At 59.2% G+C, this 19,973-nt stretch carries 21 protein-coding genes; 14 read left to right on the top strand and 7 right to left on the bottom strand.

Annotation, left to right across the window (positions count from 1 at the left end; translation table 11 throughout):
* Positions 1–7: 7 nt before the first annotated feature.
* Positions 8–910, bottom strand: a complete 903-nt coding sequence (locus tag RTCK_RS09205) for a LysR family transcriptional regulator (protein ID WP_142523146.1) — start codon at positions 908–910, stop codon at positions 8–10.
* 180 nt (positions 911–1,090) lie between these two features.
* Here RTCK_RS09205 and RTCK_RS09200 point away from each other — a divergent pair, with 180 nt between their 5' ends.
* Positions 1,091–2,083 (top strand): MBL fold metallo-hydrolase, encoded by a 993-nt coding sequence (locus RTCK_RS09200; protein WP_142523147.1) that lies wholly within the window; start codon positions 1,091–1,093, stop codon positions 2,081–2,083.
* A gap of 303 nt (positions 2,084–2,386) precedes the next feature.
* On the opposite strand, the gene RTCK_RS09195 is transcribed toward RTCK_RS09200, so the two are convergent.
* Positions 2,387–2,941 (bottom strand): TetR/AcrR family transcriptional regulator, encoded by a 555-nt coding sequence (locus RTCK_RS09195; protein WP_235988653.1) that lies wholly within the window; start codon positions 2,939–2,941, stop codon positions 2,387–2,389.
* Positions 2,942–3,031: 90 nt separating this feature from the next.
* Between RTCK_RS09195 and RTCK_RS09190 the strand changes: the two genes are divergently transcribed.
* Positions 3,032–4,177 (top strand): FAD-dependent oxidoreductase, encoded by a 1,146-nt coding sequence (locus tag RTCK_RS09190; RefSeq protein WP_142523149.1) that lies wholly within the window; start codon positions 3,032–3,034, stop codon positions 4,175–4,177.
* A 217-nt stretch (positions 4,178–4,394) separates the two neighbouring features.
* On the opposite strand, the gene RTCK_RS09185 is transcribed toward RTCK_RS09190, so the two are convergent.
* The 4 genes from RTCK_RS09185 to RTCK_RS09170 all read right to left on the bottom strand — a co-directional run bounded on the left by RTCK_RS09185 (position 4,395) and on the right by RTCK_RS09170 (position 7,049).
* A complete protein-coding gene (locus RTCK_RS09185) occupies positions 4,395–4,550 on the bottom strand; it encodes a hypothetical protein (RefSeq protein WP_185927966.1) in 156 nt (51 codons plus the stop codon).
* Between the two features lie 98 nt (positions 4,551–4,648).
* Positions 4,649–4,984 (bottom strand): hypothetical protein, encoded by a 336-nt coding sequence (locus tag RTCK_RS09180; RefSeq protein ID WP_142523150.1) that lies wholly within the window; start codon positions 4,982–4,984, stop codon positions 4,649–4,651.
* On the bottom strand, positions 4,984–5,889 hold the full coding sequence (locus RTCK_RS09175; RefSeq protein WP_235988634.1) for a DUF6772 family protein: 906 nt from the start codon (positions 5,887–5,889) through the stop codon (positions 4,984–4,986). The genes RTCK_RS09180 and RTCK_RS09175 overlap by 1 nt, the downstream gene beginning before the upstream one ends.
* A 17-nt stretch (positions 5,890–5,906) precedes the next feature.
* Positions 5,907–7,049 (bottom strand): mandelate racemase/muconate lactonizing enzyme family protein, encoded by a 1,143-nt coding sequence (locus RTCK_RS09170; protein ID WP_142523151.1) that lies wholly within the window; start codon positions 7,047–7,049, stop codon positions 5,907–5,909.
* A 131-nt stretch (positions 7,050–7,180) separates the two neighbouring features.
* Here RTCK_RS09170 and RTCK_RS09165 point away from each other — a divergent pair, with 131 nt between their 5' ends.
* The 7 genes from RTCK_RS09165 (at position 7,181) to RTCK_RS09135 (ending at position 13,737) form a co-directional block, all read left to right on the top strand.
* Positions 7,181–7,942: a FadR/GntR family transcriptional regulator gene (locus RTCK_RS09165; RefSeq protein ID WP_142592672.1), complete on the top strand. Its 762-nt coding sequence runs from the start codon at positions 7,181–7,183 to the stop codon at positions 7,940–7,942.
* The gene (locus tag RTCK_RS09160; protein ID WP_142523153.1) at positions 7,939–8,736 is read left to right on the top strand and encodes an SDR family NAD(P)-dependent oxidoreductase; all 798 of its coding nucleotides are present in this window, start codon (positions 7,939–7,941) and stop codon (positions 8,734–8,736) included. Before RTCK_RS09165 ends, RTCK_RS09160 begins: the two co-directional genes overlap by 4 nt.
* Complete coding sequence (locus RTCK_RS09155; RefSeq protein ID WP_142523154.1) at positions 8,733–9,632, top strand: SMP-30/gluconolactonase/LRE family protein; 900 nt, start codon at positions 8,733–8,735, stop codon at positions 9,630–9,632. The genes RTCK_RS09160 and RTCK_RS09155 overlap by 4 nt, the downstream gene beginning before the upstream one ends.
* A gap of 27 nt (positions 9,633–9,659) precedes the next feature.
* Positions 9,660–10,904: an ABC transporter substrate-binding protein gene (locus tag RTCK_RS09150; protein WP_142592575.1), complete on the top strand. Its 1,245-nt coding sequence runs from the start codon at positions 9,660–9,662 to the stop codon at positions 10,902–10,904.
* 78 nt (positions 10,905–10,982) lie between these two features.
* A complete protein-coding gene (locus RTCK_RS09145) occupies positions 10,983–11,843 on the top strand; it encodes a carbohydrate ABC transporter permease (protein ID WP_142523156.1) in 861 nt (286 codons plus the stop codon).
* Positions 11,840–12,694, top strand: coding sequence for a carbohydrate ABC transporter permease (locus RTCK_RS09140; RefSeq protein WP_142523157.1), 855 nt, complete (start codon positions 11,840–11,842; stop codon positions 12,692–12,694). The genes RTCK_RS09145 and RTCK_RS09140 overlap by 4 nt, the downstream gene beginning before the upstream one ends.
* 20 nt (positions 12,695–12,714) lie before the next feature.
* Complete coding sequence (locus tag RTCK_RS09135; protein WP_142523158.1) at positions 12,715–13,737, top strand: ABC transporter ATP-binding protein; 1,023 nt, start codon at positions 12,715–12,717, stop codon at positions 13,735–13,737.
* 306 nt (positions 13,738–14,043) lie between these two features.
* On the opposite strand, the gene RTCK_RS09130 is transcribed toward RTCK_RS09135, so the two are convergent.
* Complete coding sequence (locus RTCK_RS09130) at positions 14,044–15,123, bottom strand: ABC transporter ATP-binding protein (protein ID WP_142592574.1); 1,080 nt, start codon at positions 15,121–15,123, stop codon at positions 14,044–14,046.
* Between the two features lie 78 nt (positions 15,124–15,201).
* On the opposite strand from RTCK_RS09130, the gene RTCK_RS09125 reads away from it, so the two are divergent.
* From RTCK_RS09125 to RTCK_RS09105, 5 genes are all read left to right on the top strand, one after another.
* Positions 15,202–15,906 (top strand): GntR family transcriptional regulator, encoded by a 705-nt coding sequence (locus RTCK_RS09125; protein WP_235988632.1) that lies wholly within the window; start codon positions 15,202–15,204, stop codon positions 15,904–15,906.
* Positions 15,903–16,889: an alpha/beta hydrolase gene (locus RTCK_RS09120; protein ID WP_142592572.1), complete on the top strand. Its 987-nt coding sequence runs from the start codon at positions 15,903–15,905 to the stop codon at positions 16,887–16,889. Before RTCK_RS09125 ends, RTCK_RS09120 begins: the two co-directional genes overlap by 4 nt.
* A gap of 18 nt (positions 16,890–16,907) precedes the next feature.
* Positions 16,908–18,110 carry an ABC transporter substrate-binding protein gene (locus tag RTCK_RS09115; RefSeq protein WP_142592571.1) on the top strand — a complete coding sequence of 401 codons (1,203 nt, stop codon included), beginning with the start codon at positions 16,908–16,910 and terminating at the stop codon, positions 18,108–18,110.
* A gap of 103 nt (positions 18,111–18,213) precedes the next feature.
* On the top strand, positions 18,214–19,137 hold the full coding sequence (locus RTCK_RS09110) for a carbohydrate ABC transporter permease (protein ID WP_142592570.1): 924 nt from the start codon (positions 18,214–18,216) through the stop codon (positions 19,135–19,137).
* Positions 19,134–19,967 (top strand): carbohydrate ABC transporter permease, encoded by an 834-nt coding sequence (locus tag RTCK_RS09105; RefSeq protein ID WP_142592569.1) that lies wholly within the window; start codon positions 19,134–19,136, stop codon positions 19,965–19,967. The genes RTCK_RS09110 and RTCK_RS09105 overlap by 4 nt, the downstream gene beginning before the upstream one ends.
* The last annotated feature ends 6 nt before the right edge of the window (positions 19,968–19,973 follow it).

Here is a 19,973-nt window from a genome sequence, read left to right as displayed (position 1 = left end):
GGCGTCCTCACTTGCTTGGCCAGTGGTAGCTTCTCATGTAGTCGAGGAACGCACGCATCGTGGCGCTGGGAAGACGGCGGCTGGGATAGTAGAGAAACCACTGCGGCAAGATCGGGCTCCAGTCGGCGAGAAGCTCCACCAGCCGACCGCTCAGCAGATAAGGCTTGGCATAGTCATCGAAAACATGGGCGATCCCTCTGCCGGCGAGCGCCGCTTGTAGTTCGTTAGGCGCGCTACTCACCGTGAGGCGGCCTTCGGGTGAGATTTCGATCTCTTCGTCTCCATCGGAAAAGTGCCAGGTGACGAGGGTGCCGCCGGGAAATCTACGCTTGATGCAGTCATGACTGGCAAGATTGTGGGGCGTCAGCGGCCTTCCGCGGCTTTCAACATATTCCGGCGACGCCACGATGGCATAACGAAGCGCGGGACCTAGTGGAACCGCTATCATGTCCTGCGCCAGTTGCTTACCAAATCTCACTCCAGCATCGAAGCCCTGTTCCACGATGTCAATGACAGCCGCATCGCTGATGAGCTCGATCTTTACGTCCGGATAGGATTTCATGAAGTCGAATGCCAGCGGGCAAAGCACATGGTCGATGGCGGGTCCCGGCGCATTGATCCGCAAAGTCCCCGATGGACTATCCCTCAACTCGTCGACTTCTGCGATGGCGAGCCTGATATCACTCAAGGCTGGAGCCAAGCGTTCAAGGAGGCGCTGTCCCGCTTCCGTCGGGGCTACGCTCCTGGTCGTCCTGTTGAGGAGCCGAATGCCAAGAGCCTCCTCCAAACCGTTCATGGTCTGGCTCAAGGCTGACGAAGACACGCCTCGTTCGAGGGCGGCAGCGCGGAACCCGCCGCACCGAACGATTGCGACGAATACGTCGAAACTGTCTAGCCGAAGAGCTTCCATTGGGAAGTATTTCTAACCAAGCTGCTAACTTTTGTGCAGATTATCAGATCAATGGTCCTGTGTCATGTTCGCCTAAGGACTAGGCGCTGTGCTCTGTCTTCGACCTTCCAGCGGGTCATGCCAGACTTCCCTGGAGCCAGAAGAAGCAACAGAGCACCCAACGAAGAAGGGACCATACCAATGAATGCCTTCACTCAAAACAGGCGAGCGGTCATGTTGTCCGCTGTCGCAGGCGCATCGACCATGTTCATCCCGAGCCTGGGCGGCTGCGGCAATGCCAATGCTCAAGCAGCTCCCGAGTTGCGCGGCAACACAGGCCACTATCGCTTCCGTGTCGGCGAGATCAGCGCGACGGTCTTGAGCGACGGCGTGATTGGTGGCCCGCCTCGCGTCTATGCAAGTAATGCGCCCGAGGCCGAGCTTCATCAGGTACTGAGGCAAGCCTTTCTTTCCAGCGACCACATGACGCTTAACCTCAATACGCTGCTAATCGAAACCAGCGGTCGGCGGGTTCTCATCGAGGCTGGTGCCGGCAAGACCATGGGCCCGAATGGTGGCCACATCTTCGATAACCTCGCGGCGATCGGACTCGGTCCTGGGGACATCGATACGATCGTCATTTCGCACACCCATCCCGACCATGTCGGCAATTTGAGAACTGCAGGCGGCGGCAAAGCCTTCCCACGTGCCACGGTTTTCGTTCCGAAGGCCGACTGGGACTTCTTCGTTCGCACCGATCCCGATCTCTCCTACATGCCGGTACCGCAGGAGTTTCGCATACGCTTCGCAGCGAATATCAAGAACAGTCTCGAGCCGGTCATGAACGATGTTGAACTCTACGAGGCCGGCGTCGAGATCGTGCCAGGCCTGACGACCATCGCCGCATCCGGTCACACGCCCGGCATGGCGACCTTCCTCGTCCATTCCGGAAGCGACCAACTGCTGCTGACAGCGGATCTCGCCTACCATCCAGTCGTCAATGTCGATAAGCCCTGGCTTCCGGGGCCAGACCGCGACCAGGAGACGGCTCTTGCCTCCCGCAAGCGCATCTTTGACAGAGCAGCCGCTGATCGCATCACTGTGCTCGGCTTCCACTTTCCCTTTCCCGGTCTCGGCCACATGCTCAAGACCGATAATGGCTACGCCTGGGTCCCTGCCAACTGGCAGTTCTGACGCTTGATGGTGAATGGCCGCCTGTAGATCGATGCCAGCCACCTCAAGGTCCGGCCTGGTGGTCCTATGGTCTCCGTCGCCGTCATGGCCCTCGGCGTCAACACCGACCGGAGCCCGGTCATTGTCCTCACAGTTGTGGTGGCTTGGTTCTGGAAAAGGGAGACGCGCCTGTGCGCCGTAATTCGGCTGATCCCTACCACTCCACGCTATCTGGATCGTGGCCAGACAGATCGACGGGTTCATTCGGTGCGGCTTTGCACGTTCCGAATGCCCTGTTCGTTTTTCCGTATGGCCTGTGGGCTTTCACGGCAACTCTTCTACGAGATAGCGCTGAATTGTGTCGCCGATCATGACGATCACCGTGTCGCGCGCTAACTCCCGATCCGAAAGCGCAAGAACGTTTCGGGCATAGGCAAGGCCCAGAATCTGCGTCGCGATCAGGCCCGCGCGCTCCTTTGCGCGGTCGGGTCCTGTGACCTGCTCCACCATGGCGGCGACTTGCGTGAACAGGATCGTACGCATGCGCGCAGCCGCCTCGTCGTTCGTGACGGCTGTGCGCACCAGCACCCTCAAAAGGTCATCCCTCTTGCTTCCTTCCCACCTGGTGAAGAAGTGCTCTACCAATCGTCGCCCGATAACGCCGCGCTCGACGTCTTTGAGGTTGGGGAGGTCGAGGCTGATCGAGACAGCTTCTGCGAAGAGCTTTTCCTTGCCGCCGAAATAGCGATTGATAAGCGCGGGGTTGACCCTGGCTTCGCCAGCGATTTCGCGCACAGTTGTACCCTCGTACCCGCGCTTCGCAAACATAGTCCTTGCTGCGGCAATCAAGCGTTCCCGGGTCGCTTCCGCATCCTTCACCAATTTCTGTCTCCTTGTAAACAGTTGTTGACTTATTTAAGGTCAAGTCTAAAGTAAACGCATGTTTACAATTATTGGCGGAGCACCGCAATGAATGCGATTTCAACCTCGGTTCTGATCGTCGGCGCTGGCCCTACCGGCTTGGCAACCGCAATCGGCCTCGCCGAAAGGGGCGTCGATTTCATCATCGTCGACGCCCTGGCCGAGGCACAAAATACGTCGCGCGCGGCGGTCATTCACGCGGCCACGCTGGAAAGCCTCTATTCGCTGAACATCGGTGAGCGCCTTGTACAGCAGGGCATCAAGGTGCCGCACTTCAGGATCCGCGACCGCGACTCGATCTTGCTTCATTCGGACTTCTCGAACTTGCCTTCGCCCACACCATTTGCGCTGATGATCCCTCAGGATGAAACCGAACAGATCCTCATCGACAGGCTCGCGCAATTGGGCCATGCGGTACGTCGGCCCGTGCGTTTGACAGGCTACAAAATGACTGAGGGAGGCGTTGAAGCCCACTGCGAGGGTGAAGAAGGCACGTTCGTGGCCGAGGCAAAGTACATCGTTGGGGCAGACGGAGAGAAAAGCACGGTAAGAGCCGGTGCGAACATCGGATTTCCTGGAGAAACCTACGGATCGTTCTTGCTCGCGGACGTGCGAATGGAATGGCCGATCGCCCGCGAGGAGGTGACGCTGTTCTTTTCGGGCGCAGGTACGCTTGTCGTCGCCCCGATGTCGCGCGAGCGGTACCGAGTGGTGGCGCAGCTCAAGGATGCGCCGTCGATGCCGAGCCTGGCAGACGTGCAGCAAGTCATAAACGCTCGTGGTCCACGTCGTGGTGTTCGCGTACGTGAACTGTTATGGGGATCAAGGTTCCAGGTCCACCATAAGCTCGCCGACCGATTCCATCACGGCGCGGTCGCCCTTCTGGGTGATGCGGCACACGTGCACAGTCCGGCCGGCGGGCAGGGAATGAATCTGGGCCTGCGCGATGCCGAAGCCCTGAGCCGAGCCCTCGATGCGGCCTTGCGCGCTGGTTCCGGGGAGCCTCTTGTGGAGTATGCCACGGAGCGGCGGCTGGCAGCTTCCAGGGTGCTCGAGATGACCGACCGGCTGACGAAAGTGGCAACGCTGTCTAACCCGGGCGCGCGCTGGATTCGCAATCGACTGATCTCCGCAGCCGCCACGGTTCCGCTCGTCCGACGAACGATGGCGCTGACCCTTGCGGGAATGCGCTGAGATTTCGGTTCGAAGTGTGCCGTATGATGAGACCGCCGTTGCCCCTACGGGATCAGGTGCGAGCTGAACTAGTTCTGCGTGGAAAGCCTATTGGCTATATGATCAATTGATCGCAGGGCACACCGGCTTTCGTGGATTGAATCACCTTAACCAACAATCGGCGTGAGTCCGACGACGTACCCGGCTACGTGTTGGAGTCGGGCGGTCTCAGTCGCGCTCATTCGATGATTTCGCTGAACAGGATAGCGCCATAGTCGGTCGCACCATGCAGGAGATGGATGATGACTACCTTCTCCATGGTCCAGGTGTTGCGACGGCCACCGCGACGGCTAGGACTTTTCCCGGAACTCGTGGGTAGCAGGGTCTGAAACACGGCCTCATTCTCCGAAACATATCGAATGCTGCGCAAACCAGCTTGTCGACCCGTGCCCAGCGAGATCGCGTGCCGTCCAGCCATGTAGCGGGCGGGCCTCAGGCCTTCAGGTGGATCGTTACGAGTACTGTACTTTCACAACCGTCTGCGAAGTCCGCGGCGACCCGCAGCCAATTACCGAAATGGTGCACGCGCATGACTGCAATCCCATCCTGTTCGATGGGCATGGCCGCCTGAGTACCTTCCGCCACCCAGCGCATGCCATCGGGGGAAATTTCCACCCGCGCAACAGGCTGCTTACCCTTCGGCTCCTTCAGCGCGCGCACGAAAATGATGGCTTCCCTGGCCCAGCCGGCCTCATGAGGCTCGCTGGCCGCGGCTCCAGTCCAGGTCTCGTTACGGGAAACAACAGAGGTGATGTTCTCTGGCAGCATCAGAAGTCTCCCGAGATGCAAACGGAGTCGACATAAAGAAAAGCGCGTTTGTCGGCATCTGTCTCTGCGAACAGGCAGAAATTCAGCATGCACCATAGATTCTTCATTGCTGGGATACGGATCGACTCGTAGCCGGACATGTCAAACTGGCGGTCATTGCACTGGAATTCGAGTGCCTTCATCTCTTCAAGATCGAAGTCGAACCGCAAGTAGGTCCAGTTAACCTTCGTCGCGATCTCGTTGTAGCAGAGCCTTTGTTCGCCACTTGGTAGGTCCTCCCAGCCCTCAGGGGCGAGATGATAGTGGCTGAGTGTCTTTTCACCGTTGCCGACGGCCTGGAATGGGCTGGTATGCCGCTTGAATTGCCATTTCTGCAGATGCTTGCCATCAAGCGCGTTGAGAAAGCGCAAATGGGGCATGACCCGCTCGCCGGCCTTGTCATTATCACCTGCTTGCAGGTCGAAGAGGAAGCCGATGGAGCGGACGTCCGTCTCGCTGAGCTTCAGTTCGGATGCCTCCGGCTTGAATGTGAAGTAGAGCTCGAAGCGAATTCTGCCGCGGTGTCGGAACGTATGACGCTTGATCGCAACATTCTGTGCGCCTTTCTTGGGACGGGTCGCTATCTTGAGCGCGTATGACGAACCCATCGCGCCGTGGGAACCAGAATCCCAATGAGCGAGCGTGGACAGCATTGCTCCCGTATGCTGGGCATAGCCCGGCAGCATGGTGTCGAGATCGTTCTCGTAGTTTCCGACGAGTTGCGACCAGCCACAGTGACCATTTGCGAACTGGTCATGGCTGATTATGCGTGAAAGGGGATCGAAGCGTGACAGTTCTGGGTCAGCACGGAGCAGCGCAAGCCTTACCGCCTCGGTCATCTCAGTTTGTGTTTGTGATGCCGTCATTTCGGTCTGTCTCCGTCTCATCCGTTTACGCGCAGGCGCCTGACGGCATCCCAATCCACTTCAATTCCCAGTCCCGGTCCGACCGGCACCGGCAACATGCCGTTCTTCTGCCGGTCGGCACCCGGCGCGGTTCCTGTGATGGCGGTCTTGAAGGGGCTGGCGTCGGTTTCGCATTCCATCGCCTTGATGTTCGGCATTGCCGCGGCCAGATGAACACTGGCCGTCTCGCAGATGATGCCTGACATACCGATGTGAGGCGCATACTGGACATCGTGTGCTGCGGCGAACTCGGCCATGCGTCTTGTTTCCGATATGCCCCCCGAACGCGCCACGTCTGGCTGGATGTAAGACAGGGTCCGGTTGGCAACCAGACGCATCATCTGGTCGAGCGTGTAGTTGCTCTCACCAGCCGCAAGCGGCGTGGCGCAACGGCGATGCAGTTCTTGATAGCCCGTCTCATCCTCAGGGCGCAGCGGCTCCTCGAACCAGAAGTAGTTATTGTCCGATAGAGCGCGACCGACCTCGACCGCTTCCTCCAGCGTGTATGCCCAATTGGCATCAACACACAGGTCGATGTCGTCGCCGGCACGCTTTCTCAGAAGCGCTATGCGCTTGCACGCATCCTTGACCGGATTGGCTATTTTGACCTTGATGCGGGGAAACCCCTTCTCCAGATAGCGGTCAAGCTCCTCCTCCATAAATGCGTCATCGCCCCAGTTGACGGATGCTGCGTAACAAGGAACCTCCGTGCGACCCATGCCGCCCAACAGGCGGTGGAGCGGCATCCCGGCGACCTTGCCCAATATGTCCCATAAGGCGATGTCAACGCCGGCGATCGACTCGAAGAGCATGCCTCCCGAACGGCCTGACAAGGAGCGCCGCATGCTCCGCCACAAGGCAGTAATGTCGGTCGGGTTCTGTCCCACAAGGCGAGGCTTCAGAAGTGACTCAATTGCCTCCGCGTAAGCCTTGGGGGCAAAGCGAGCCAGAGTCTCGCCTATGCCGACGATTCCCGCATCCGTTCGCACCTCTACAAGCACGATCGAGATTTCGGAGTACTTGCCCCAGGACGTAACGGTGGGCCGCGGCAATTGTTGGATCAGCGGATGGGCGATCACATCGGTGATGCGAATGTCCGCACTGTTGGCAGTCCTGTTCATCCTTGGCCTCCTCCGAACGCCAGACATGTCTCTTCTCCCTCTTATCCTCCAACTACGCAACTTGGCAACTGACAAACATAGTTGCTATGTCGTTGCGACCTGTGTTACCGATTTGTCGAGGAGACAGAAACATGAGTGCCGACGCCGCGAAAAAGTCGATCTTCGGAGGGAAGCCAGCCACACCGGCCAGGCTCGCTGACGCGGTATCCGATGCCATTGCCGCGGCTCTACTGGATGGTCGAATCGCGCCAGGCGAACCCCTGCCTGCCGAAGGTGAGATTGCCAAAGAGTTCGGTGTCTCCAAGCCGATCGCACGCGAGGCGTTGCGCCATCTGACGTCTGCCGGGCTGATCTCGACGCAACAGGGCAAGGTTGCGCGCGCCAAGGAATTCAATGGCGAGCCGCTTGAGCGCATCTACGGCTATGCAGTGCGTTTCAGCCTGGAGCGCTTGCGTGAGGCTAACGAGATGCGCCGCGTCATAGAGACGGGGATCGCCCGGCTTGCTGCCGAGCGTCGAGAAAGATCGGGCCTTACGGTTATGGATCGCGCACTTGTCGAGATGGGGCGTGCGCTGAAGCACCCCGATGGTTTTACCGACGCCGATATCCTCTTCCATTCGGGCATGGCACTGGCCACCGGGAACACGATGATCCGGGTTCAGATGGAAGGCATGCGCGCCGTGCAGCGCGAGGTCTCAGAGCTGTTTTCCCGGCGCTCGAATCGCACTGATGCGGATTGGAATGCGACCGTTGAGAGGCACCGGGCAATCTATGAGGCCATTGCCGCAGGTGATCCTGATCTCGCCCAGAAACAGATAGAGGTTCACTACGAAGCTGCCGACATTGCCTCGCTGGAGGTTGCCAACAAGCTCGGCGAAGGAGGCAGGGAATGAGCGTGCCCTTTTCCTTGAAGGGGCGACGGGCGCTCGTAACAGGGGGCAATTCCGACATTGGCGCAGCCATTGCACGTGGACTTGCGCAACTGGGTGCAGATCTCGTCCTGCATCATTTCGGTGCGGACGAGGTGACTGAGACGTTCGCCGGTAGTCTGCGCGCAACGGGCTGCCAAACGCAGGTGGTAGAAGCTGACTTTCTGGATGTACAATCCGTCGCTCCCTTCGCAGCTACCCTTTTGAGAGACTACGGTCCCATCGATATCATCATCTCGTGTGCGGCAGTGGAACGGCGCAAACCCTGGTCTCAGGTGACGGCCGCGGACTTCCACGAGCATCTGGCGGCGGGGGTGACGGCGCTGATCTCGCTGTGCTCGGTGCTGGTGCCGCCAATGTGCGAGCGAGGGTGGGGCAGGGTTGTTGCAATCGGTACGGTGCTCTCAGACCGTCCGCGCGCCGAGACAATCCCTTATGCGGCTGCCAAATCAGCTCAATGGACGGCCATGCGTGCAATGGCCCGTGATGTTGCTCCGCATGGGGTAACAATGAATGTCGTTTCCCCCGGTGCAGTCGAAACGAAGCCGATGGCCAGTCGCTATGCAGATCCTGCCTTTCGCAAGGCGGTGACTGCGAAGATCCCCATGGGCCGGCCGGGTCGTCCTGATGATGTCGTTGGGCCGGTGCTGATGCTCTGCTCGGATGCAGGAGCCTATGTGACCGGCGTCAATATCCCGGTCGACGGCGGATGGACCATTGGTGACGCGCCAGGTGGATTGCCCGGAGCGACGCCATGACATGCGCGAGAAAAATCGAAGTTCTTCATGATGCAGCCGACCTTGTGGGAGAAAGCCCGTTATGGGACAGCGAGAGAAACGTTCTCTGGTGGGTCGATATTGCCTGCCGGGCGGTTCGCCGCCGTGACTTTGCCTCAGGCGTGGTGAGCAGTCTCGAGACACCGTTCATCCCAGGCGCACTCGCACTTGGTGAAGACCGTCATGTCAACATCGCCGGTGGCATGGGCTTGTATCGTATCACCGAATGCGGCTCGTTCGAGACGATTGGAGAGGCGCCCGGCTCTTCTTCTTCCATGCGGATGAATGACGGCGCCGTTGATCACGCGGGCAGGTTCTGGGTCGGTACAGTCCCTTTGACGCCGCAACCGGTGCCGGTGGGAGCGCTCTACCGATTTGGATCAGATGGCGTGCTGGAAGCAGTTGATGGGCTGCGGACGCAGAATGGAACGGCCATCTCGCCTGATGGTGCGACATTCTATGTCGCCGACAGTCATCCGGATCTGCGAGTCATCTGGGCCTACGACTTCGATGTCGAAGCAGGCGTTTTGGAGAACCGCCGGGTCTTCCATCAGGTGTCGAGAGGCCGCCCCGATGGGGCAGCGGTCGATGCAGATGGTTGCTATTGGTTTGCTGCGATTGACGCTGGTCTCATCATTAGGCTCGATCCGCTGGGGCGGGAGATGGAGGCGATACCACTACCCGTCTCTCGTCCGACCAATCTTGCATTTTATGGAACGGACTTGTCGGCTTTGGCCGTCACGACGATGTCGGTTGGAACGCAAGGAGAGAAACTGGCTGGCTCCCTCCTGACGCTACCGTCCGGCGTTAGGGGTTGGCCGCAGCCCCGGCTGGCTTTGGGCTACACCGGTGCTCGCAAGGAGATGCGAGCGCACTGACGAACGGTAACCATGGGAGGAGAAATCATGAAATCGATCATAAGCAGCATAACCCTGTCGACGATGGCGTTAGGAATGATGTCGTCGGCGCTTGCAGCAGCCGAACTCCGCTTCACGGTGTGGACGGGAAATGAAGCCCACCTTGCGCTGCTCAATGGCATGGCTGACAGCTTCAAGGAATCTCATCCAGATGTGACGGTGAGATTTGAGACTATCCCCGCCGGCGACTATACGCAGAAGCTGACGTTCCAGCTGGCGGGCGGCAATCCTCCGGATGCAGGGTGGATGATGGAGGATGCAGCCCCAACCTTTGTGGGTGCCGGAGTGCTTGAAGACCTCGCTCCGACCTTAAATGCCGACGACGGCTATGACCTTCCCGACTTCTCCGAGCCAGCTAGGGGGCTCTGGAGCGGTGACGGCAAGGTGTGGGGGGTGCCGTTCTCCACTTCGCCCTTCGTCATCTTCTACAACAAGGACCTGTTCGACCAGGCGGGTCTGGAAGATCCGTTCTCACTTGCCGCAAAGGGTGAGTGGAACATGGAGAAGTTCCAGGAGGTGGCGAAAACCTTGACCGACGCTACGGGCAAATGGGGTTTCGAGTTCAAGGATGGTCAAGGTTATGAGACCCGCATCATGCACGCGCTGATGCCGCCGATCCGCGCCTATGGCGGCGATGTCTGGGCCAACCAGGAATGTGGGTTCGACAAGCCGGAAGCGGTCGCCGCTGTCAAGCAGCTGCACGACATGGTGTTCAAGGACAAGTCCATCGTGCCACCGGGGGAAAATGGTGACTTCTTTTCCGGTAGCTCGGCGATGACGGTCAACCAGATTTCCCGCGCGTCGTTGATGAAGGACGCGGGGTTTGGCTGGGGGATCGCACCGCTTCCGTCGGGCCCAGGTGGAGAGTCACCTGTTATTGGGCAGGCTGGCATTGTCGTGTTCACGGCGGGCGACCAGAAAGAACTCGCAGCGGCGTTCGTTCGTCATATGACGAGCGAGAGCAATGTCGCAAAGATGGCGCAGTTCTTCCCGCCGGCCCGCAAGAGCGTGCTCTCAAGTGAAGCATTCACAGAATCCAACAAGCTGATCCCGACGGAACAGATGGAGGTGGTCAAAGATGCGATCACCAAGGGCAAGGTTCTTCCCAGCCATGAACGCAGTCCCCAGATCCTTGCTGCGATGAAACCGCGCGTCGATGCACTGTGGCGGGCGGACGCCGATGTCGAGGCCTCGCTCAAGGCCGTCTGTGCAGCAATCCAGCCGCTGCTATAGGAGGGTGGTCCAGTGGCTAGGAAGCTGGCACGGCACACCGGGGGGCAAGACAAGACTGTCCCATGGCTCACGCTGAAGATGCGCGAGACCATGGAGGCATGGCTCTTCATCAGCCCAACGCTTGCCGGCTTCCTTATCTTCTTTGTTGGCCCTTTGGTCGCCGTGGTGTGGTATTCGTTGACCGAGTGGAACCTGCTGTCTCAGCAGTCAGTCTTCGTCGGCCTTGACAACTACCAGGACGCGCTTGTCCGCAATGCGGACTTCTGGAAGGTGGTTCGCAATTCCATCATCTTCGCGATTGGCCTTGTGCCGCTCAACATGGGCATGGCTCTGGCACTTGCACTCGCCCTGTCGAGACCTTTCCGTGGCGTCATCTTCTTCCGGACAGTGTTTTTCGCGCCGGTGGTGACCTCTGCGGTTGCCTGGGCCATTGTGTGGAAGTTCCTGCTTCAGGGCGACGCTGGCTTCGTGAACCAATTGCTGGCTCAGGTCGGTATCCACGGACCGAACTGGCTGCGCGAACCGGACTGGGCCATGGTTGCAGTCATCATCACGCGGGTGATCAAGATGGTCGGGCTCAACATGATCCTTTACATCGCCGCCCTTCAGGCGATCCCGCGAGATTACGAAGCGGCGGCACGCCTGGAAGGGGCGTCCAGCTGGCAGATCTTTCGTATGATCACCTGGCCATTGTTGGGTCCCACGACACTCGTCATCATGGTCATCACCACCATCGGCTCGTTCAAGGTCTTTGATCATATCTATCTCATGACCGGTGGTGGACCCGAGAACGGCACGCTTGTTCTCGCCTTCTATATCTATCAGCAAGGGTTCCAGTTCTTTGATGTTGGCTATGCATCCGCGCTCGCAATGATCATGTTTGTGATCGTAATGGGGCTTACCATCACGCAGCTCGCGCTGCGTCGGAGGGATACATGACCAACCTCCTCTCGCAACCTCGCCTCAAGGTGATCAAGCAGATCTGCTGGACGCTCTCTCTTGGTGTCGTGGCGATCCCTTTCGTCTTTCCGTTCCTTTGGATGATCTCGGCAGGGCTCAAAGGACCGTCGGAGATTTTCGGACAGCCCAGCCTGATCCCGACTGAGCTGCGCTGGAGCAATTACCTGGAGGTCTTCAGCTACCAGCCCTTCGCCAGGCAGTATTTCAACTCGCTATACATCGCTGTTGCCGTCACGGTCCTGACGCTGTTCATCTCGTCTCTTGCCGGCTATGCGCTTGCCCGCCTCCGCTTCGCTGGCGCTGCGCTTGTGGGGCTTTTCCTCGTGTCTGCACTGATGGTGCCGGAGGAAGTTACGATCATTCCGAACTTCTTCCTGATCCGTTGGTTGGGCCTCAGCGACACACACTGGCCGCTCATCCTGCTGCCTGTATTCGGTCCTCAGGGGATCGTTGGTACATTCTTGATGCGCCAGTATTTCCTCGCTCTCCCCAAAGAGCTGGAAGAAGCAGGCAAGATGGACGGTCTGTCGCGCCTGGGTGTGTGGTGGCGTATCGCGCTGCCGATGTCGCGTCCGGCGCTGGCCGCAGTCGCCATCATTACCTTCCTCAATTCCTGGAACCTCTTCCTCGAGCCGCTGATCTTCATCTCGTCACTCGAAAAGTTCACGCTCCCGTTGGCGCTGTCGAACTTCACCGACCCATATGGCTCGCCGCTGTGGCACCTGCAACTTGCTGCCACCACGCTTGCTGTCGGTCCAATCCTCATCGTCTACTTGATCGCCCAGCGCCAGATCATCGAGAGCTTCGCGCTTTCGGGCGTCAAGGGCTAACAGTCAATCACGGAATAGCCATGTCCAGCCTCACTCTTCGCAATCTTAAGAAGCGCTTTGGTACCGTAGATGTGATCCGCGGCGTCGACCTCGACGTCTCCGACGGAGAGTTCGTCGTGTTCGTCGGTCCATCCGGTTGCGGGAAGTCGACGCTTCTACGTATGATCTCCGGGCTTGAGGACGTCACCAGCGGCGAATTGCGTATCGGAGACCGCATCGTCAATGAGGTTCAGCCGGCCAAACGCGGCGTCGCCATGGTTTTCCAGTCCTATGCTTTGTACCCACACCTGACGGTGCGGGAGAATATGGGCTTTGGCCTGAAGGTTCGCAAAGTTGCTGTGGCCGAACGAGGGCGACGTGTGGCCGAGGCGGCGGCGCTTCTTAGGTTGGAAAGCTTACTTGACCGCTTCCCGCGCGAACTGTCCGGCGGACAAAGGCAGCGTGTCGCTATTGGGCGCGCGATTGTCGGGTATCCGGATGTTTTCCTGTTCGACGAGCCGCTTTCCAACCTCGACGCGGAACTGCGTGTTCACATGCGCTCCGAGATCGCCGCCCTGCACAAGCGGCTCGGGAATACGATGATCTATGTCACTCATGACCAGGTCGAGGCAATGACGCTTGCGGACAAGATCGTCGTTCTGCGGGACGGCTTTATCGAGCAAATAGGCAGCCCACGCGAGCTGTATGAACGGCCAGACAATGTGTTCGTTGCACAATTTATCGGTAGCCCCAAGATGAACATCCTCCCAGCTGCATCAGCGGCGGGACTTGGGACAGGTCCGAGCGGTACAGCCCAGATCGGCATACGCCCGGAGCATTTGTCGGTCGTGCCATCGGCTGAAGGTGAGTTGGTGGGCACGGTCCTCGTAAGCGAATATACGGGTGCATCATCGCTGCTTCACATCGCGCTCGATAGCGGAGAAACCTGCCTGGTTGTCGCAGATGCAACTGAGATCGCCCCGGATGCGAGAGTTGGTCTAAGAGCCGACAAAGGCAGCATTCACTGCTTTAACAGCGCGGGTCAGGCGTTGAAAAAGCATTAGAGCACCTTACGACTTACCTCGGCTGAGAGCTCCGAAGGAAACCAGCTATGCGATGCAGATAGTATCGTAGTTTAACGTCCAGAAGAACCGAAATATCTCGCCAGCGCCCTTCAAGGCTCATGCTGCCCGGGTCTTGAATTACCATGCTGCGCCCCATCCAGAGAACTGGAGAGCTTCCAGCAAATTGAAGCTTCGCGAATGAAGATCACCGTAGACGTAAAGGCCAGGTCAAGGTCGAGGAAATGCCTCCGGAACTCTTGCAGTGGAAATCAGACCCCGTCTACGTTTTCAGCGGCTCGTCGGCCGTTAGTTCAACCTTCGACCCGAAGCTTCCTCGAATACATGAATAGCGTCCATGTTGGGGCGCACGTGGATCAGATCGCCTACGTTGATTGCGGCGTCACGAGAAAACTCCACCGTGAGCATGCGGGCGTCGCCAGTCTCAAGATAGCCGTAAGTCTGGGTACCCAGTCGCTCCGCCACGGCGAGTTTCCCGCCGAACCAGGCTTCTTCTGGATTGCAGACGGCCAGATCCTCAGGTCTGATCCCGACGGTTACCGCCCCGGCTCGCAAGTTCTGGTCGGCCGCACCCTTTAGCGCGATGGTCCGGTCCTTTAGGCGTATGGCGACTTCGCCGCCCTGGATGACGAGCTCCGCGGGGAGAGTGTTCATTGTCGGGCTGCCGATGAAGCGGGCTACAAAGAGGCTGGCGGGACGGTGGTAAAGCTCCAGCGGAGGACCGATCTGTTCTATGCGCCCGGTATTCAGAACCACAATTCGATCCGCAAGCGTCATCGCCTCGACCTGGTCGTGAGTGACATAGACTGTGGTCGCCTTCATGCGATTGTGGAGCTTTGCGATCTCTAGGCGCATTTCGACCCGCAATGCGGCGTCGAGATTTGAAAGTGGCTCGTCGAATAGGAATGCGGAAGGCTCCCTCACGATGGCGCGGCCCATGGCGACGCGCTGGCGTTGGCCGCCGGAAAGCTGGGCAGGCCGTCGGTTAAGAAACGGCCGGATCCGAAGGACATCGGCCGCCTGCGCGACGCGCTGCTGGATGACGGCCTGGTTTGTACCGCGCATCTTCAGCCCGAATGCCATGTTCTCCAGCACGGTCATGTGCGGATAGAGCGCATAGTCCTGGAACACCATTGCAATGTCCCTTTGGGACGGCGGCAGGGCGTTGACCAGCTTGCCGCCGATCTCGAGGCGGCCTCCGGAGATTTCCTCAAGTCCCGCGATCATTCGAAGCAATGTGGATTTTCCGCAGCCGGAGGGACCTACCAGAACAAGAAACTCGCCGCTCTCGATTTCAATGTCGATGTCGTGGATGACCTGCAGCGATCCGTAGGATTTCCGTATCTCCCTCAAGCTGATTGCAGTCACGATATGCTCCTTCGCAAGGTCTCATCCGCCCTTGACCTTCATTATCGATATCAATATCAATAATGAGAGGAAAGTTGATTGGCAACTCTGCGGACGCAAATGACCTATTTTTCTGCCCAATCGCATGCACGTGAGGCTAAGCCGGCAAAATCGGCCGCGGCCTTCAGCGCGCTCAAGCGGGACATCATGCTCGGGGTACTTCCGGCTGGAACCGCTCTGACCGAGCTGGATCTTGCAGCCCATTTTTCCTGCAGTCAGGGAACCGTGCGCGAAGCGCTGCTGCAATTGCAGGAGGAAGGGCTTGTTCGACGGCAGGGCCATCGCGGTACGCAGGTCTCCGAATGCACGGAAGCCGAAGCGGTGGAAATGTTCCGGGTGCGCCAGCAGATCGAGTGCAATGGCATCGTGCGAGCATTGCAGATGCCCACACGCACGCTGACTGCCGACTTGAAAACCCTGTTTGACAAGATGCTGGAGGCGGCGACGGCTGGCGACGAGCTGGAACTGGCCTCGCTCGATCGGGATTTTCACCGTCGGCTGTTTCAGGACGCGCAGCTTCCCGCGCTCGACCCGATCCTGCACCGCTGCCTGGTGCACAATCACCGCTTCAAGATTTCACGCAGTACCAGCCCACGCGATCTTGTCGCAACAGCACAGCGGCATGCCTTGATCATCGACGCTGTCGAGGCGCGAAATGTGGCGATGGCGTCAGAGGCGCTGCGTCACCACATCGCGACGATCGTTGACCTTGGCCCTGACGTTTTCCCGGATGAGCGTCAATGACCGCAGCGCCCGACATTACTCTGCTTTCTGGCGAAATGGCACGGCTCCTTGAGCGCGTCGAACGGGAAGTGGGTCCGCAACCTGATCCGACGCTGCTAACCCCGTCAGAGGGAAGGGCGGTCACGCTTGAGGGCAATCGCCGTTGGAATGTCGATCTGCCGGAGATGGCCGCCGCTGGTGACGCCTGGGTCGATGCGGATAAAAGCCTCGGCTCGGCGGGCGTTCGCCTGAAGGTTCTGGTGCCGCCGGGGCATCGGCCGGGCGCGGTGATCTTCGTGCATGGCGGCGGGTTTGCATTCTGTAGTCCTGAGACGCACGAGCGATGCGCGCGCGTACTAGCGGTCGAGTCAGGCCTGCCGGTCCTGCTGCCGGACTATCGACTTTCACCCGAGCATCCCTATCCTGCGGGATTGATGGACGTGGTCGCCACCTTGCGAGCGGCCTTCGCCGCAGCAGGTGCCCTCGGCGTTGAGGAAGGTCCAGTCGTTATGGCAGGCGACTCCGCAGGAGCGAATCTTGCGCTCGCGGCGTTACTGCACGAGCAACCTCGATCAAGCGCCGCCGTGGCGGGCGCCTTGCTGTTCTACGGAACCTATGCGGCGTCCTTCCACACGCAGTCGTACCGTGATTTCGAACATGGCCCGGGACTGACGACTGCCAAGATGCAGCGCTACTGGACCTGGTATGTCGGTGGCCGCGATGTCTCGACCGATCCGCTGGCGTGTCCACTGGCCGCTTCGAAAGAGGCACTGAAGGCGCTGCCGCCACTCCATCTGATGGCCGCGGGTGTGGATCCGCTGCTTTCGGACAGTATCCTGTTGCACGAGCGCCTCAAGGGTCTCGGGCGCAGCGACGCGCTGACGGTCATCCCTGGTGTCACCCACGGCTTTTTGCAGAACACGATCGATCTTGCCGCCGCGCGGGAGGCGCTGGCGGCGGCAGGGAAGGCGGCAAAGGACATGGTCGCCGGAACCCGACCTTGATTTTCAGAGGAGGAGAAAATGAAAGTGCTGAAGAAACTGGCCGCCGGCGCGGCCCTTGCGACCGCGCTGCTTGCAAGCACCGCATCCGCGGAAACCGTCCGGTTCTGGTATCATTTCGATAATCCGGAAAACCCGATGAACGACCTGGTAGCCAAGTTCGAGGCTGCCAATCCAGGCATCGAGATCGAAGCTGAAAACGTTCCATGGAACAGCTATTACGATAATCTTTACACAGCCCTGGTCGGTGGAAATGCACCTGATGCGGCCATGGTGAAGCTGTTCGCGCAGCCGCGCCTCATCGAGATGGGAGCGCTAGAGCCCATCGGCGAGCAGGTCGAGGCCTGGTCGGGAAAGGCAGACCTTCTCGACAACCTGCTGGAGATCAACAAGGGACCGGATGGTCAGCAGTACTATCTGCCGATTCAGTACGTCGTGCTCTATCTCTACTACCGGGCAGACCTGTTCGAACAGGCAGGCTTGGAGCCGCCGGCGACGTGCGACGAGTTCCGGGATGCCGCAATCAAACTGACCAAAGCGCCGGAGACCTACGGCTTTGGCCTGCGTGGCGGGAAGGGCGGCTGGGACCAGTGGGGAGCCTTCGTCCTGTCGCAAGGCGCAAAGCTGGAGCCGGGCGGCTTGACCACGCCTGAAGCGATTGCTGCCAATCAATGGTTGATCGACCTCTTCCAGAAGGACAAGGTTATCCCTCCGTCCGCACCAAATGACGGCTTTCAGGAAATCACCGGCGCCTTCAAGAACGGTACGACGGCAATGACCATCCATCACATTGGCTCGTCCAATGACATGGTCAAGGCGCTCGGCGACAAGGTTTCGGCTGTGCCCGTTCCCGAGTGCGGTGGCGGACGCTGGACGTCCTATGGCGACGAGTCCCTGGCTATCTTCTCCTCTTCGCAGGTCAAGGATGCAGCCTGGAAGTGGATCTCCTTCCTTGCAGAGGGCGACAACAACGTCGCGTTCAACAAGGCAACGGGCCAGATGACTGTCACCAAAAGCGGATCGGAAAACTGGACGCTGCATGAGCGCCGGTTCGTCGATGCGACCGTGCAATCGCTACCCTTCGCTAAAGTACTGCCGCAGAACACTGCAACGTCGGAGTTCGTGAACACAGCCTGGCAGACGGCGATGCAGCAGGCTCTAACCGGCCAGATCACCTCCGAGCAGATGATGCAGCAGCTCGAGGCGCTCTTCGCGCAGCAGTAACCTCCCACAAGAGGGCGCGTTGCGCCCCTTGGCCTCTCCCATCCGCCCGGCCCGAACATCAGGGCGGATGGGATCTTTGATGACAACGGCCGGGAACGACCGAATGACCGCGACGACCGCCTCACCATCGACCGCTGCGACCATCCCGATACCTTGGGGTGTCCGCCTGATGCCATACATGCTGCTGGCACCCGCGGTCCTCGTCACCGTATTCATTGTCTTCTTTCCGATGGTGCAGGCGCTTGTCACCAGCTTCTATGATCTCATCCTCTGGAAGCCCAATGCCAGCCGCTTCGTCGGGTTTGGCAACTATGTGAAGCTGTTTGCCGATCCGGTCTTCTGGACCGCGCTTGGCAATACCGTCATCTGGATCGGCCTGACCGTGCCGCTGCAGATGGGCCTCGGTCTTATGACCGCGCTCTTGCTGAATCGGGAGTTCCCGTGGCGCGGCCTGGCGCGCGGACTGATCATCATTCCCTGGGCGCTGCCGAGCGTGGTGATCGCCCTGATGTGGCGCTGGATCTACGACCCGAATACGGGTGTGCTGAACGACATCCTGATCTATCTGTCGGTCGTGCAGTCTGCCGTGCCATGGCTGGCCGATCCAGATCTTGCTCTCTATGCGATCATTGCGACACTGACCTGGCAGGGCTTCCCCTTCTTTGCAGTCATGATCCTTGCCGGGCTGCAGGGGATTCCGAAGAGCCACTACGAGGCAGCTTCCATCGACGGGGCTTCGACCTGGCGACAGTTCGTGCACATCACTTTGCCGGGTATCGCTCCGGTTCTGGCGACGGCCGGCCTGCTCCGGGTCATCTGGGTCGCCAATTCCATGGACGTTATTTTCGTGATGACGGGCGGCGGGCCGGGTTATGTCACCCATACGCTGCCGCTCTACGCCTTCGTGCGTGCCCGCCAGAACCTGGACTTCGGCTATGGCACGACCATTGCGGTTACTTTCACCATCCTCCTTGGTGCAGTCGTTGCCCTTTATCTAGCTCGTACAATGCGCGAGGTGGAACGATGAACAAGCCCTCCACCTACCGCCGTATCATTACAACAGACTTGCCGGTTTTGATTATTGTGCTTTTTGCAATGGCGCCCTTCGCCTGGATGGTACTGACGTCTCTGACACCGACCGACGCGCTGAACGCAACGGGCGTTTCAATTTCCCCTGCAGGCTGGAGCCTCGACAATTATATCCGCCTGCTGCAGCAGACTTCCTTCCTCGGCAACATGCTCGACAGCCTGATCATTGCTTGCGGTACCATGGCACTTGGACTGGCTGTCGCTGTCACGGCCGCCTACGCCTTTTCGCGCTTCCGCTTCACCGGGCGCAAGCTCCTCATGCTGCAGTTTCTGCTGATCAACATGTTCCCGATCGTGCTGCTGATCCTGCCCCTCTTTGTGCTGATGCGGAAGGTCGGCTTGCTCGACACCCATTTCGGTCTGATCCTAGCCAATGCGACCGTTGCCATCCCCTTCGCGGTTTGGATGCTTACGAGCTATGTCGGCGCCATTCCAAAGAGCCTGGACGAGGCTGCGATGGTCGACGGCTGTTCGCGGCTGACGGCGCTCAGGCGGATTGTTCTACCGTTGATGCTACCTGGGATCATCTCCACGGGCATCTACATCTTCATTACCGCTTGGAATGAGTATCTCTATGCGCTGACTCTCGGCGGACGAAACGTTCGTCCAGTTACCGTTGCGATACAGACCCTCATTGGAGAGTACCAGATCGAGTGGGGCCTGCTTGCTGCGGGTGCCGTCGTTGGTGCCATGCCGGCTACCATTCTTTTCCTTCTTGTGCAGCGTCGACTGATTGGCGGAATGACGCAGGGCGCAGTGAAGGGCTGATCCAAA

The organism is Pseudorhizobium endolithicum (assembly GCF_902153245.2).
Classification (GTDB): Bacteria; Pseudomonadota; Alphaproteobacteria; order Rhizobiales; family Rhizobiaceae; genus Neorhizobium; species Neorhizobium endolithicum.
The sequence above is the reverse complement of the archived record's forward strand: the minus strand, read 5'-3'. Positions and strand labels throughout refer to the sequence as shown.